Genomic DNA, 14,402 nt, shown 5'->3' on the forward strand with positions numbered 1-14,402 from the left:
GATGCTTACTGTTTCATTGGGTTTTTACTTTCATACCATCCGACAGGAAACGCAGGCTGCTTGTGGCTACTATTTCACCGGGTTGTAATCCGGCAGTGATACCTGCATTGCCGTGTGGCAGTAAACTACTGACGGTTACTTTGCGTTGGCTGACTATGCCGCTTTCAGGATGGATTGCCCACACATAACTACCCACTGTGGGACGGTTGCATAAGGCTGTTTGTGGAATACAAACCAACTGGGTGGCAGTACTATCTGATAATTCCGGGAAAGTTTCTTCAAAACGCACCTTACCTGACATACCAGCCAGTAACCGGGCTTCCTTATTGGGCAACAGTGCCGTCACCAGATAAGAAAGATTGTTCTGTGTCGTTCCTTTGGAAACTTCTGCAATCTGCGCTTTTAACTTCATGTTCGGTTGTACGTCCAGGGTCAGTTGTACGTTTTGCCTGGGCTGAACACGGTAGGCAATATCTTGCGTCACGTATGCTTCTATTTTCAGTTGGTCTATATCGATAAATGTTAATACGGGCTGACTGGCTTTAACCTCCTGGAATTTCTCTACATAGACTTCACCTACATATCCGTTGAAGGGGGCTATCAGCCGGGTATCTTCCAGTTCGTTGACCGCTGTATCAAAAGCTGTCTTGGCAGAAGTATATTCCGCCCGTGCTTTCTCGTAAGTACTGGCAGAAAGATTGTTTTTCTGGTAAAGCGCACTGATACGTTCGTACTCTGCCTTTGCCTGGCGGTAGACGGCTTCGGCACGTTCACGTCGGATGCGATAATCCCGCGGGTCGATTTCTGCAATAATATCTCCACGGCGGTAATAGTTTCCGGCATAGACATCCAGCCGGTCGATGGGGCCACTGACACGGAAAGAAAGTTCTGTGGTACGGAACGGTTGGGTGATGATGGGGAACTCTTTGACAGTTTCGTTACTGTAGGTGCTGGCAGTAGCAGTTTTCACAATTAAAGTCTCTTCCTGTGAAGAAGAGTTATTGCTACAAGCGCCCAACAGGAGTCCGAGGCTAAGAATACTGATAAATGTTACGTTTCGGTTCATACTTTTTTCGTTTAATCCGGGAACGAAAGTAAACTGTTTCAGACAGATGTATCGGGACTTTTTTGCCGAAGCCGGAAAACTAAAAGATGAAGCCGGAAAAATGTTTCATTAAACAACCTGCCCCCTTTATCTGTTATTATTCTTAATAAGCAACTAAAATCGGAGGAATATATGACGACATTAGGAGGGTGGATGAATAAAACCCTTGTAGGTTGGGGAGTAGATCCCAAATTTGCGAATACATTTGATGAGACTATCATCGCCATATTGATTATTGCTATAGCTGTAGGACTAGACTATCTATTCCAAGCCATATTTGTGGGTGGTATGAAGCATTATACAAATCGTTCACCTCACCGTTGGAATACCTTATTAATGAAGCGGAAGGTCGTTCCTCACCTGATACATACCTTGCCGGGCATTCTGATTTATTTTCTGTTGCCCCATACTTTTGTGCATGGAGTAGAGCTGTTGGACTTGGCTCAGAAGGTGTGTGCCGTGTATATTGTAGCTGCATTAGCCTTTGCGCTGAACGGACTGTTACTGGTTTTTCTGGATTTTCATAATCAAAAAGACAATAGTAAGAATCACCCGATGAAAGGTTTTGTCCAGGTATTGCAAGTACTACTGTTCTTTGTGGCTGCTATCATTGCCATATCTATTCTTATCGATAAATCTCCCGCAACCCTTTTTGCCGGATTGGGTGCTTCGGCAGCAGTATTGATGTTGGTATTTAAAGATAGTATTTTGGGGTTTGTGGCCGGAGTGCAACTCTCTGCCAATGAAATGCTGCGTATCGGCGACTGGATTGCTTTACCCAACGGATCTGCCAATGGTATTGTGAAAGAGATCACTCTCAACACCGTGAAGATACAGAACTGGGATAACACAATTTCTACCATTCCGCCTTATACCTTAGTGAACGGTTCTTTTCAGAACTGGCGTGGCATGCAGGAGAGTGGTGGCCGGCGTGTGGACAAGAATATCTATCTGGACATGACCACATTGAAGTTCTGTACTCCTGAGATGTTGGATACCATTCGCAAGGAAGTTCCTTTGATGGCGGACTATCAGCCGGCGGAAGGGGAGGTGCCTACCAATGCGCAACTCTACCGCATTTACATCGAACGCTATCTTTGTAGCCTACCTGTTGTAAATCAGGATCTGGACTTGATTATCAGTCAGAAGGAAATGACAACTTACGGAGTTCCTATTCAGGTCTATTTCTTTTCCCGGAACAAGGTATGGAAAGAATATGAGCGCATTCAGTCCGATATATTCGATCATTTGCTGGTAATGGTACAGAAGTTTGATTTGAAATTGTATCAGTATTCGGATTAATAAATGAGCCGGAAATCTGCCCATACAGGCAGGTGATCGCTGTAACCGTTCTGGTACTTCATTCCGTAGTAAGTGCGGAATGGCTGTACACCGCCATACTTTTTATCATCCGTCAATAGGAAAGAAGGACGAAAGATATCGGCTTTGTTTTCACTGGTGCAAAAGTCTGTATCCGGCTGGAGAAGCGTGCCGGAGACAATGATATGATCCAGTAATCCCCATTCGCCTTGATATTTATAACTGCCGAAGTTTTTTTGTGTAGTGGCCTTACGGGCAAGCAAGTGATAGAATCTTTGTGGTTGCAAACTATTTTTGTCTTGGGGCGGTGCTTTTGCTGAGACTATTTTGCTGACCGATGCATTATCGGGATAATCGTTGAAGTCTCCCATGATAAGAATTTGCGGATGATACCGATGGAGGTAGATACTGTCTGCCGTAGCTTTCAATTGCCGGGCAGCATGTAGACGGTAAGGCTCGCTTTCTTTGGCACCTCCTGAACGGGACGGAAGATGAACTACAAAAACATCCAGTGTATCGTGGTTTAATAACATCCCGCAAACGTGTAGTATATCCCGTGTAGGGCGAAATTTCTTTTTACCGGATATATAAGGTATGGAGATTCCTTGATAGGAAATCAGTTTGAAACGGTCCCGTTGGTAAAGCAATGCCACATCAATACCTCGCTGGTCGGGTGAGTTGGTCGTCACATAGCGGTATCCGGCTTCCCGAAGAACCGAGCGCCGAGTCAGGTCGCGTAATACACTGTCATTTTCCACTTCACAAAGGGCAACAAGTGCAGGTGGAGTCCAACCGCCTGCGGCTGTGATGGTGCGGGCTATGTTATCCAACTTCATTTTATATTTCGTATAATTCCAGTGGCGTACTGCGTCGGGCAGGAATTCATAGTCGTTTTTTAGCGTATCGTGGCGGCAGTCGAATAAGTTTTCAACATTATAACTGACAACGCGAAAAGAGAGGGTGTCTTTTTTCGTTTGTCCGCAAAGGAAGACAAAAGGAGCGAACAGAAATGAAAAAGTAATATATAGTTTAATGTTCATTGAGAACCATTTTTAGTATGATGGTAAGATCATAGATTCATAACATCCTGCATCCGGTGCTACATCCTGTAGGCGGGAGTGTCCATTTCTGTCAATAGGGTAGGTGTTTGCATCTTCTTTTCTTCCCCAATTAATGGCTTTGGATTTTTCACCAAGATTAAGATTGTATTCCTGTGTATGGTTATCCATCAGCATGAAATTATCATCCTTCTCCCAGATAACATTGACTATCTTGTCATTCTCTTCTTCTATCGAGTTGATGAGGCAGTGTGAGAAGTAATAATTGAAAGCTATATTCTCATTTTTAGAGCGTCCTCCGTTAATTTCGTCCGTGCCCGAACCCGCGATAATACAATTACGGAAAATAGCCGATGAAAGCGGATATGCAGTATCATCCAGTTCATTCCGCACTTGCAATGCCACCCCTTTCCGTACATTCCAACTAAAGTAATTTGCCAGTGTACAGTGGGTAAATGTATAATCTCCCCCTAACAGGCTGACGCAGTTTTCTCCCGCATTACTGATCTCACTGTTTCCTACCACTACCTGACACGATGTCAACTCCAGTCCATTGCCCGATACTTGTCGTATGAGAGAGGATTCCAATGTCAACTTCCTGCGGTCTGTCATCGAAGAATCGCAACGAATGCCGAAACTACCACCGTGAATATCTGCATAAACCAGATGATTCTCATAGCTGGTTTTGTAAAAACGTAAGCCTCCCCATTGTCCCGGTAACCGGTCATAAGGAAGATAGGGGAACATCCGGTCTGTACGATCTCCCCGGAAAATAACCGGAGCGGAAAGGGTACCTTCTGCTGACAGGCGTCCGTGTATCTGCATTCCTGCCTTGCCGTGGAAATACAAGCGGGTGCCTGCCGCGAGTGTTAAGTGTACATCCGGGGCAATACTGATACTGTCATAAATCAGTATCGGACGTTGGGATGTAATCAAGGTATCTTTTTCAATTACTTTTCCCCGGAAAGTAAAAGCGTCTTGTGCATATGCCTGCAGCTTTACTTCCTGTCGGATGCCATTCAGTTGAAAAAGAATGGAGTCTTTTATTAATCTGATGTCGGCATTGTCTTGCTGATGCAGGGTCGCTTCTACAAAAATATACAAGCTGTCTTCGCCTGCAATTTCTATATCGGAGAATTGATTTTCCTTTATGCCATCCACATTGATGCGAAAACCGGATTTCCCGGCATCGGCAAGGACTATGGAAGATATTAACAATGCTTTCTTATTCGGGTTGTATACTTTCAGTTGACGGGTGGATGTGGGAATACCGGTGAGAACGGTATCCATGCATAGCGTATCTTGCGAGAAACAAAGTGTATGCTTCGGGTCGGACGAATAATCGTCCATGTCGTCACAAGCGGTAAAGGGCAACAGGAAAAGTACCGGGAATATATATATAAGGTATAGTGCTTTTGATTTCATACCGTACGTTCTGCAAGTTTTACTAAATAACGGTATTCCTGTCGCTTTATTATATCGTTCGCTTTAATCTTACTACCTTGATGAGGCGATGTTATATTGAAAGGAGTACATCGCTATAGGGCATTATGCATAAGATAGCATTTTGCGTTACGAAAGATGGCATCTTATGTTACACAAGATGCCATCTTATACATGCTTCCCTTTAACCATCCGTATAAGAGGAATAAGGGATGTAAGTTACTTCTTTACGGGAACATTAGCCAGAATCTCCAGCAAGTGTTTCCAGAATTTATCCACTGTAGGAATCAGCATCCGTTCATCGGGGGAATGTACGCCTTGCAAAGTCGGACCAAAGGATATCATATCCAGTGAAGGATACTTATCGAGGAACAGACCGCATTCCAGTCCGGCATGAATTGCTTTCACTTTAGCATCTATACCGAATAAACGTTTGTAAGATTCGACTGCAATTTCCAGTATTTCGGAGTGAGGGTTGGGCTTCCAACCCGGATAGCCGTCACCGAAACTAACTTTGGCTCCACTCATATCGAATACGGTACGTACCATATTGGCGATGTCTTGTTTGGAAGAGGCGGTAGAACTGCGCTGGCTGGTTTCGATGCGAATCACATTGTCCGGCTTCATCTTGACAGATGCAAGATTGGTAGAAGTTTCCACCAGTCCGGGGATGTCCTGACTCATAGCATAAACTCCGTGGGGACAAGCATAGAGGCTTTGCAGCAAACGTTTGGTGGTATCTTTATCGATAGCTTTCGCACAAGCATTTTCCGATTCTAAAACGAGCTGCAGAGTCGGATCGACTACGGCATACTCGGTCTGTACTTCGGCTGCGAATATATTCAGGTCGGCACGCAGATCATGTTTATTGTCTTCCGGTATAGCGATAATGGCGTGTGCTTCGCGAGCAATGGCATTGCGCAGATTACCACCATCGATTTCGCACAGGTACATATCGTACTTCCGGAAAGTCTGGCTCAGGAAGCGGTTCAGTATCTTATTGGCATTGCCAAGCCCCAGATGGATATCTCCCCCGGAATGTCCGCCTTTTAAACCTTTCACTTGTACCTTGCAACAGAAATATCCGGCAGGTACATCCACCTCTTTATATGTAAACTCTGCAACGGAGTCGATTCCTCCTGCACAGCCGATAAAGAGTTCACCTTCATCTTCCGAGTCGAGGTTCAGCAAAATATCCCCGTTCATGAAACCTTCTTTTAGGGCAAAAGCACCGGTCAATCCGGTTTCTTCGTCCACTGTAAACAGGCATTCCAGAGGTCCGTGCTGAATACTGTCATCAGCAAGGATAGCCAGTTCGGTAGCTACACCGATACCGTTGTCGGCTCCCAGTGTTGTACCTTTGGCTTTCATCCATTCACCTTCAATCACAGTCTCTATCGGGTCGGTGAGGAAATCGTGCTGCACATCATTGTTCTTTTCGCACACCATGTCGATGTGAGATTGCAGTACAACGGTTTTACGATTCTCCATGCCCGGTGTAGCGGGCTTTTTGATGAGGACGTTGCCAGCTTCGTCCACCAGCGTTTCCAACTTATGTTTCTCACCGAATGCTTTCAGATAAGCAATCATTTTCTCTTCCTTCTTTGAAGGACGCGGCACTTGGCAGATTTCATCGAAATAATGAAAAACGCCTGCCGGTTTCAGTTCATTCTTTTCCATATTAATTCCTTTATGAATGTTCGTATTTAACCTCTTATTGCTAAATATGGTTAAATCAATTGGCTATTTTATAACCGCTTCTCTTTTTTTATGGTAAAAAAAGCGGGTTAGTCCATACAAAGCCCTATATTTGCACCCACAAAAATAGAGCAAATTGAATGCAAAAGAAAATTTTATTTTCATTTTGCTGAAATGTAGCCTGTTTTCGTATTACAAAAATAGTAGAAATGCTCGATACAGTATTGATAAGTTTGTTAATAGTTGCTATTTGCATTGCATTATTAGGTGTAAAAGTCTTTTTTGTGAAAGGCGGAAAGTTCCCTAACGGGCACGTCAGCGGTAATAAAGCAATGCGGGAGAGAGGTATTGGGTGTGCCCAATCGCAAGACAGGGAAGCACAGAAAAAGCCGCGTTTTTCTATTGATGAACTGGAGAAAGCCTTAAATGATAGTATGAATTAATAATTTTAAAACTATATTTTTTACAAGTTATGAAGAGATTGAACTACCTCGTAAACGGTTTGGCTGCCCTTGCACTTATCGTTTTATTTTCTCAATGTACAGGTAAAGCTGAAAATCAAACGGCAACTACGTCAGGCCAAGCTTCAGGTGAACTTACTGGAATGAAGATTGCTTATGTTGAAATAGACACGCTTCTGGCACAATATAATTTCTGCATCGACCTGAATGAAGGTATGGTAAAGAAGAGTGAAAATGTTCGTTTGACGCTGAACCAGAAAGCTCGTGAATTGGATAAGCAGAAACAGGATTTCCAGACGAAGTATCAGAATAATGCTTATCTGTCTCCGGAAAGAGCACAGCAGGAGTACAACCGCATTGCCAAGTTGGAACAGGATTTGCAGACATTGAGCAACAAACTGCAATCAGAGTTGATGAGCGAAAACGAAAAGAATAGCCTGCAATTGCGCGATTCTATCAATGCTTTCCTGAAAGAGTATAATAAGACAAAAGGATATAGTATGATTATCAGTAATACAGGTTTCGACAATCTGTTGTACGCTGACAGCATCTATAACATTACGAAAGAAATCGTAGAAGGATTGAACGCAAGATATTCTTCTCCGGCAGCTAAGAAATAAAATAAGGTTTTCTAATTTTAGTAATGCTTTAATAATCGTAAAAGAAGAACTTGGTACATAAATGTCGGTTTATCTTCCAATTTATTATTAGTTTATTACTAAATCATTTTTCTCCTATTGGGAAAAAATATTTCTCTAACCGGAAAAATAAAATGCCCATTTATACCAGGTTATTTTTTAGTGTTACTTAATGAGATAAAAAATATCCCCTTGCATAAAGCAAGGGGATATTTTTTTACTTGCTGATTATTTCTTCACTTGAATAATATCGTAGTTTAGGTCGCTGACAGCTTCTTGCAGACTATCGTTAACCAAACGTAAAGTGGTATCGTTCACTACTACAAAGTAGACGGGAGCGTCACCATCATTCGGTGTCAGTTTGTAGGCTGTCTTCTGTTTGTTATCTACTGTTTTCTTGATGACTTGCTTCTTGCCTTTGGAAGTAAAGCTCTTATTTTTTCCTTGACCTTCCGCATCCAGATAAGTCGTAACCAAAGTATAACCACTTTCTCCGTCAGGACCTACACTGTCCACGCTCAATACGTATTGGATACCCGGGCCGTCGGCAGCAGGAAGAAGACCTTCGTATACGGCTACGGCAGAAGAATCATTCCCGGCAACTGTCAACACTCCTTCATCTACGGTGGAATCATTGTTCTGGGTTCCTTTTGATTGGCAGGATACCAATGCAGCTGCGATGGCTGCAATCATCATTACTTTTTTCATTGCTTTAATGGTTTAAGTTAATATATAATGCAAATTCACACTATTCTTCCTCTTCTTTTTTGATAACGAGTAGTTTATCCACTCGTCCACGATCCATGTCCACAACTTCAAACTGTAGGTTCTTGTAGTTGAACAAGTCTCCTGCTTTAGGTACCCGCCCGATGAGGAACATGGCGAGACCGCTTAGTGTGGTAAAGTCTTCCACCTTCAGATCATCATAACTCAGGATGCCCATCTCTTCCATAAAATCATCTATATTCATAGAAGCTTCTACGAGCATCGAGCCATCTTGCCGTGTGACGATTTCTTCTTCTTCTGTTTCGTTCTCTTCAAGGATGTCTCCGAAGATACTTTCCGTCAAATCGTGCAAGGTGATAATGCCGGCTGTATTACCATACTCGTCTACAACAACTCCGAACTTATTTTTGTTCTTCTTAAATAGCTCTAAAACTTTCTTGGCATATAAACTTTCCGGAATAAACAGGGGAGGGCGGGCAATACCACGTAAATCGAAAGGGTGATCATTGCCTAACATTAGAATAATATCCTTGACGGACACTACTCCGATAATATCATCTTTTCCTTTCTCTACCAACAGATATTTGCTGAAATGTTGTTCGCGGATAATGTGTAGTACCTCATCACGTGTGTATGTGGGATATAGTACGACAAGATCGCGGCGGTAAGTCATCAATTCATTGGCACGCTTATCTGAGAAGCGGAATACATCCCGTAACATTTCTGTTTCCTCCTTATCGATAACACCCTGTTCTGAACTTTGATGCAGAATCATTTTCAATTCTTCCTGTGTCATGGGACGTTCTTCTCCATTGTTCAATCCGATTAGTTTATTCACTATCTTGGTTGAGAAACTGAGCAGGCAGACGAACGGATAAGATACTTTGGTCAGTAAAATCATGACCGGACTCAGTAGAGTTGCATATCGCTCCGGATTACTCAGTGCTATGGATTTGGGCACCAATTCACCAATGATGAGTGAGAGGTACGTAATGATTGCCACTGTTGTAATCATGGCAAGGTCTTTTGCATAGGGGGCGGCCCCAGGAATGGAGGCGAATAATGGTGCTACATTGTCGGCAATGGCTACACCACCGAAAGCACCGGATACAATACCGATGAGCGTGATGCCGATTTGGATGGTAGAAAGAAATTTCTCGGGTTCTTCTAACTGTTTCAATACTCCTTTGGCTCTTTTGTTTCCCTTTCCTGCAAGGGTTTCAAGTCGTGCTTTGCTGGACGACACCAATGCTATTTCATACATGGCAAAGACGCCGTTCAACACTAATAAAAATAGAATAATTATAAATTCCATATAGGTTACGAATAGTTTATGTTGCAAACTTACTAATTTTTTGAATTTTATTACTAATATTGCTGCCTATTTATAGAGATTATTAAAGAATGAAAGACATGAAAAGAAAACAAATTTTATTCAGTGTTCTATTACTGTTTTCGGTTGTTGCCACACAGGCTGCACGAGTAGATACTATAATGGTGAAAAGTCCCTCCATGAATAAGGAGGTACAGGTAGTGTATGTACTTCCTGATAAAGCATTGGGAGAGAAAGCTGAGGCTTGCCCGGTCGTTTATCTGTTGCATGGTTATGGTGGCAATGCACGTACCTGGGTAGGTGTTAAGCCGGAATTGCCTAAGATTGCGGATGAAAAAGGAATCATCTTTGTATGTCCTGATGGTAAAAACAGTTGGTACTGGGATAGTCCTAAGAATCCGGCTTACCGCTATGAAACTTTTGTAGCTTCAGAACTGGTGAATTATACAGATAAAAACTATTCCACAATTCCGGAGAAAAAAGGAAGGGCCATTACCGGATTGAGCATGGGTGGTCATGGTGCTTTGTGGCTTGCAATCCGTCATAAAGATGTATTTGGTGCCGGAGGAAGTACCAGTGGTGGAGTGGATATCCGCCCATTCCCGAAGAATTGGGAGATGAGCAAACAACTCGGTGAATACGAGGCCGACAGCGCTTTATGGGACCAGCACACTGTCATTACCCAGATTGATAAGATTACAGATGGTGATTTGGCATTAATTATCGATTGTGGCGAAAAAGATTTCTTCCTGGAAGTAAATAAAGCATTGCATAAAGCTTTATTGGAAAAGAATATTAGTCATGACTTTATTACTCGTCCTGGTGCACATAACGGGCAATACTGGAATAACTCTATTGATTACCAAATTCTTTTCTTTGATAAATTCTTCAGGAAATAATATTTCAATTTATTCGATTGTGTACTTTATGGTACGCTCGTAGTTGTCTCCGTAACTCTTGGTCACCTCATCACAGGAAGTAACGATACCTCGTCCGTCGAATTTATATTTATAAGTCGTGGTTTCGTTACTTTCACTGTTATCTTCGGGTCTGAGGTTAGTAATCAGAGTATTGTATGCATCTCCCAAGAACTTCCCGTAAATGGCTACCGAGTGGAATGAAAGGGGATATAGATCTGTCAAGAATAGATATGGAATCTCTGACGTGTTGGCAATTTCATTATCAGCAGGTGTGCTGGCTATATACGTTTGCTCATAAACATCAATCTGCTGGGTGATGCGTAATGCTCTATAATTGTTATAATCAATATTGATTGTGGAATAAATTCGATCTCCATTCAGTGTTTCTGTTATGTTCTTAAGAAAATATTTTCCGGCTGTATTGGTGAGATAACTGAATGTGTAAGAGCGTACTTTCCCATCCATTTCCTGACGTACACAACTTACGGCATATCCTTTATCATTCAGTGTATATGTAGATACATTGTTGATTTCATCTGTAACTATTACTTTGTGATCTTCATAAACAACATCGGTAATATTCTCTATTTCAAAGGATTCTCCTCCGGCTGCAAACTTCTGTAGAGATGTAAATCTTGCTATCCGACCAGCTTCATAGTCATAAGTTTGAGTGAGAGTAACCGGCTGTGCGTCTCCTGTCTTAATCTCCGATAATTTTATTTGTGAGAAATTAGTTATAGGATATCCAAGGGCATTTGGTATTGCTAATTCGTCACTACAGACAAAGATGTTTACGGATTCTAAGTTCTTCGGTTGTTCGTTATCATTATCATTACAAGCCGTCAATCCTCCTATGAATAGCAATGCTATGAGAATATTTTTCTTCATTCTGGTTTATTTAACGATAAGACCGCTGCGGAAAGTGCGTTTTACTTTCACACTTTTCACCGCTTTCATTTGGGTTTCGGGCTCCGGTTCTGGCTCCGGTTTCGGAAGTACGATGCTACCATCAATGATTCCTAATGCTGCACTCAACATTTCTTCATTAGGATTACCTAAGGGCAGTACTTTTGCAAAGTCTTGTAGGGAATTGACTGCATAGTCTGCAGTAAAGCCAGTGGAATAATCAGCCTTGCCTTCGGAATTGAATACCTCGCATACAACGGGGCGAAGAATCCACTGGAACTTATCACTGGAGAAACTGGCTGTTGCTACGTTTTCTCCCTTAGTTGTGGCACCCACAAGTACTACGGTCATATAAGGCTTCAGGCAGTTGATCAGCATTTCTGCGGCGCCTGCAGTAGTACTGCTTGTCAGGATATATACTTTCGATAGATTTAAATTGTTACCTCCTTGCAAAAGCTGGTTGTCGAAAGTGAGTTCCCGGTCTTTGGACATCTGCTTTTGGCTGTATTCCAGTGAAGCGAGGGTACTGCCTAATTTATCTGCAGGTGCTAATATCGTTGCCAGAAGTTGTACACAATCCATTGCTCCACCGGCATTGTAGCGTAAGTCGAGAACAAACTCTTTCACATTGTTCTCTTTATAGTATTGGGAGAGTCGAAGCAATTCACTATTATCTTCTGCACTGAAACTATTGTATGCCAGATAACCTACACCACCGGTGAGAACATCATAGGCGGGTATCGTAACGTCTTCCACGGGGCGGGAAGCGGGTAGGTTGGCTTCACCATAGGAAGTAATGACACCTTCTGTTTCCCCTGCTTCATTTTCCTGTGCACTATATTCTCCCATTAATAACTTCCGGCTTTCACCTTCTTTCAATAATTCTTCAGTTTTCTTGGTGATAAAGTCATCGTTGACTTTCATAATCCACTCACCCCGTTTTAAACCAACTTCGGCGGCAGGAGAACCGGGTATTACATAAGTAATCAGCGCATTAAAAGCAGTGTCATTACCAACTATACTATACAGCGTATAGTCGAAACCATAACTTGGCAATGGGGTAGCATACAGCGTATCTACGCTGGAGTATCCTTTATCGAGTGGGGATATTATTTTCTTCAAAAAAGCATCTGGTTCAAGGAAGTAGTTCAGGTCCTTTGTGTTGGGGATGTCTTCAAACCACAGATATTCTTCTCTCATGACGCTGTCTATCCATAGATCACGCCCGGTCCATTTGTAATATTCCGGCCAACGGTCTACTCCACAAGAGAATAAACTTGTCATTGCGAGGACTCCCAATAGTAGGAAAAGCTGTATATTCCTTCTTCTCATCTGTATCTATCGTTTGGTTTTCGTTGCAAATTTAGCGAATAGTTTGTTTATCTACCATAAATGTGGTATAAAATTCCCTATCTTATGTCATTGCCCATATCAGGACATCCCATTATCTTTGCGCTCAATCAATTAATCCTAAAAATACAAAGACAATGGAAACAAAGAAATTGCATTTTGAAACGCTTCAACTCCATGTAGGACAAGAACAGCCCGACCCGGCTACCGATGCGCGCGCCGTGCCCATTTACCAAACTACTTCATACGTATTCCGTGACTCAGCCCATGCTGCCGCACGCTTCGGTCTGCAAGATGCGGGTAATATTTACGGTCGGCTGACAAACTCCACACAAGGCGTGTTTGAGGCTCGTGTGGCTGCACTGGAAGGTGGCGTTGCTGCATTGGCGGTTGCTTCAGGAGCTGCTGCCGTTACTTATGCTTTTGAGAATATCACCCGTGCCGGAGATCATATTGTCTCAGCCAAGACTATCTACGGAGGTACCTATAATCTGTTGGCGCATACTTTGCCGGCCTACGGAGTGACTACCACTTTTGTAGACCCTACGGAGCTTTCAAACTTTGAGAATGCGATACAGGAGAATACGAAAGCCGTATTTATCGAAACCCTGGGCAATCCCAATTCCAATATCATTGATATTGATGCCATTGCCGAAATTGCCCATCGCCACCGGATTCCATTGATTATTGATAATACGTTCGGTACTCCTTACCTGATACGTCCCATAGAGCACGGGGCGGATATCGTAGTCCACTCCGCTACGAAGTTCATCGGCGGTCATGGCACGTCATTGGGCGGTGTGATTGTGGATAGCGGTAAGTTCGACTGGGTGGCTTCCGGTAAGTTCCCCCAACTCACGGAACCGGAACCTTGTTATCATGGTGTACGGTTTACGGATGCTGCGGGGCCTGCGGCTTATGTCACACGTATCCGCGCCGTACTGCTTCGTGACACGGGGGCTACTATTAGCCCGTTCAACGCATTCATTCTGTTGCAGGGACTGGAAACGCTGTCCCTCCGTGTGGAACGCCATGTGGAAAATGCCTTGAAAGTGGTTGATTTCCTGAAGAAGCATCCTAAAGTGGCGGCGGTCAATCATCCGTCATTGCCGGAACATCCGGACCATGCTTTGTATGAGAAGTATTTCCCCAATGGTGCCGGTTCCATCTTTACCTTTGAAGTGAAGGGCGGAGTGAAAGAGGCGCATACTTTTATTGATAACTTGCAGATATTCTCGCTTCTGGCGAATGTGGCGGATGTCAAATCTCTCGTCATTCATCCCGCCACCACCACCCACTCACAACTGAATGAGCGGGAACTGGAAGAACAAGGCATCAAGCCGGGAACTATCCGTCTGTCCATCGGCACGGAACACATTGCCGATTTGCTGGACGACTTGTCTCAGGCATTAGATAAAATTTGAAAGAACAATAACTACTCCTT

13 protein-coding genes are annotated in these 14,402 nt (G+C 43.1%); 5 read left to right on the plus strand and 8 right to left on the minus strand.

What is annotated here, in order from left to right; genetic code table 11:
• Positions 1-13: 13 nt before the first annotated feature.
• Positions 14-1,066 carry an efflux RND transporter periplasmic adaptor subunit gene (locus tag DW182_RS00715; RefSeq protein WP_118294329.1) on the minus strand — a complete coding sequence of 351 codons (1,053 nt, stop codon included), beginning with the start codon at positions 1,064-1,066 and terminating at the stop codon, positions 14-16.
• Between the two features lie 171 nt (positions 1,067-1,237).
• Between DW182_RS00715 and DW182_RS00720 the strand changes: the two genes are divergently transcribed.
• Positions 1,238-2,407 (plus strand): mechanosensitive ion channel family protein, encoded by a 1,170-nt coding sequence (locus tag DW182_RS00720; RefSeq protein WP_118294330.1) that lies wholly within the window; start codon positions 1,238-1,240, stop codon positions 2,405-2,407.
• Here the strand turns inward: DW182_RS00720 and DW182_RS00725 are convergent.
• From DW182_RS00725 to DW182_RS00735, 3 genes are all read right to left on the minus strand, one after another.
• The gene (locus DW182_RS00725; RefSeq protein WP_118294331.1) at positions 2,404-3,465 is read right to left on the minus strand and encodes an endonuclease/exonuclease/phosphatase family protein; all 1,062 of its coding nucleotides are present in this window, start codon (positions 3,463-3,465) and stop codon (positions 2,404-2,406) included. The two genes, DW182_RS00720 and DW182_RS00725, sit on opposite strands and share 4 nt — an antisense overlap.
• Positions 3,466-3,477: 12 nt before the next feature.
• Positions 3,478-4,908 carry a hypothetical protein gene (locus DW182_RS00730; RefSeq protein ID WP_118294332.1) on the minus strand — a complete coding sequence of 477 codons (1,431 nt, stop codon included), beginning with the start codon at positions 4,906-4,908 and terminating at the stop codon, positions 3,478-3,480.
• A 237-nt stretch (positions 4,909-5,145) separates the two neighbouring features.
• Positions 5,146-6,606 carry an aminoacyl-histidine dipeptidase gene (locus DW182_RS00735; RefSeq protein WP_118294333.1) on the minus strand — a complete coding sequence of 487 codons (1,461 nt, stop codon included), beginning with the start codon at positions 6,604-6,606 and terminating at the stop codon, positions 5,146-5,148.
• 227 nt (positions 6,607-6,833) lie between these two features.
• Between DW182_RS00735 and DW182_RS00740 the strand changes: the two genes are divergently transcribed.
• Both DW182_RS00740 and DW182_RS00745 read left to right on the plus strand, forming a co-directional pair.
• Positions 6,834-7,067: a hypothetical protein gene (locus DW182_RS00740; RefSeq protein WP_007214686.1), complete on the plus strand. Its 234-nt coding sequence runs from the start codon at positions 6,834-6,836 to the stop codon at positions 7,065-7,067.
• Between the two features lie 29 nt (positions 7,068-7,096).
• On the plus strand, positions 7,097-7,705 hold the full coding sequence (locus DW182_RS00745) for an OmpH family outer membrane protein (protein WP_118294334.1): 609 nt from the start codon (positions 7,097-7,099) through the stop codon (positions 7,703-7,705).
• 246 nt (positions 7,706-7,951) lie between these two features.
• On the opposite strand, the gene DW182_RS00750 is transcribed toward DW182_RS00745, so the two are convergent.
• The gene (locus DW182_RS00750; protein ID WP_007664207.1) at positions 7,952-8,431 is read right to left on the minus strand and encodes a copper resistance protein NlpE N-terminal domain-containing protein; all 480 of its coding nucleotides are present in this window, start codon (positions 8,429-8,431) and stop codon (positions 7,952-7,954) included.
• Between the two features lie 40 nt (positions 8,432-8,471).
• A complete protein-coding gene (locus DW182_RS00755) occupies positions 8,472-9,764 on the minus strand; it encodes a hemolysin family protein (protein WP_118294335.1) in 1,293 nt (430 codons plus the stop codon).
• A 98-nt stretch (positions 9,765-9,862) separates the two neighbouring features.
• Between DW182_RS00755 and DW182_RS00760 the strand changes: the two genes are divergently transcribed.
• Entirely contained in the window at positions 9,863-10,681 is an 819-nt protein-coding gene (locus tag DW182_RS00760) for an alpha/beta hydrolase family protein (protein WP_118294336.1), read from the plus strand.
• A gap of 9 nt (positions 10,682-10,690) precedes the next feature.
• Here the strand turns inward: DW182_RS00760 and DW182_RS00765 are convergent, their stop codons facing one another.
• Positions 10,691-11,590 carry a DUF4595 domain-containing protein gene (locus tag DW182_RS00765; protein ID WP_118294337.1) on the minus strand — a complete coding sequence of 300 codons (900 nt, stop codon included), beginning with the start codon at positions 11,588-11,590 and terminating at the stop codon, positions 10,691-10,693.
• A 6-nt stretch (positions 11,591-11,596) separates the two neighbouring features.
• The gene (locus DW182_RS00770; protein WP_118294338.1) at positions 11,597-12,940 is read right to left on the minus strand and encodes a S41 family peptidase; all 1,344 of its coding nucleotides are present in this window, start codon (positions 12,938-12,940) and stop codon (positions 11,597-11,599) included.
• A gap of 155 nt (positions 12,941-13,095) precedes the next feature.
• On the opposite strand from DW182_RS00770, the gene DW182_RS00775 reads away from it, so the two are divergent.
• Entirely contained in the window at positions 13,096-14,382 is a 1,287-nt protein-coding gene (locus DW182_RS00775; protein WP_118294339.1) for an O-acetylhomoserine aminocarboxypropyltransferase/cysteine synthase family protein, read from the plus strand.
• Positions 14,383-14,402 lie beyond the last annotated feature (20 nt).

Origin of the sequence: Bacteroides sp. AM16-24, assembly GCF_003471885.1 — a bacterium.
Lineage (GTDB): Bacteria > Bacteroidota > Bacteroidia > Bacteroidales > Bacteroidaceae > Bacteroides.

Coding starts and splice junctions, on each gene's coding strand:
- DW182_RS00715 (WP_118294329.1), bottom strand. CDS start 1,066: ATGAACCGAAACGTAACATTTATCAGTATTCTTAGCCTCGGACTCCTG.
- DW182_RS00720 (WP_118294330.1), top strand. CDS start 1,238: ATGACGACATTAGGAGGGTGGATGAATAAAACCCTTGTAGGTTGGGGA.
- DW182_RS00725 (WP_118294331.1), bottom strand. CDS start 3,465: ATGAACATTAAACTATATATTACTTTTTCATTTCTGTTCGCTCCTTTT.
- DW182_RS00730 (WP_118294332.1), bottom strand. CDS start 4,908: ATGAAATCAAAAGCACTATACCTTATATATATATTCCCGGTACTTTTC.
- DW182_RS00735 (WP_118294333.1), bottom strand. CDS start 6,606: ATGGAAAAGAATGAACTGAAACCGGCAGGCGTTTTTCATTATTTCGAT.
- DW182_RS00740 (WP_007214686.1), top strand. CDS start 6,834: ATGCTCGATACAGTATTGATAAGTTTGTTAATAGTTGCTATTTGCATT.
- DW182_RS00745 (WP_118294334.1), top strand. CDS start 7,097: ATGAAGAGATTGAACTACCTCGTAAACGGTTTGGCTGCCCTTGCACTT.
- DW182_RS00750 (WP_007664207.1), bottom strand. CDS start 8,431: ATGAAAAAAGTAATGATGATTGCAGCCATCGCAGCTGCATTGGTATCC.
- DW182_RS00755 (WP_118294335.1), bottom strand. CDS start 9,764: ATGGAATTTATAATTATTCTATTTTTATTAGTGTTGAACGGCGTCTTT.
- DW182_RS00760 (WP_118294336.1), top strand. CDS start 9,863: ATGAAAAGAAAACAAATTTTATTCAGTGTTCTATTACTGTTTTCGGTT.
- DW182_RS00765 (WP_118294337.1), bottom strand. CDS start 11,590: ATGAAGAAAAATATTCTCATAGCATTGCTATTCATAGGAGGATTGACG.
- DW182_RS00770 (WP_118294338.1), bottom strand. CDS start 12,940: ATGAGAAGAAGGAATATACAGCTTTTCCTACTATTGGGAGTCCTCGCA.
- DW182_RS00775 (WP_118294339.1), top strand. CDS start 13,096: ATGGAAACAAAGAAATTGCATTTTGAAACGCTTCAACTCCATGTAGGA.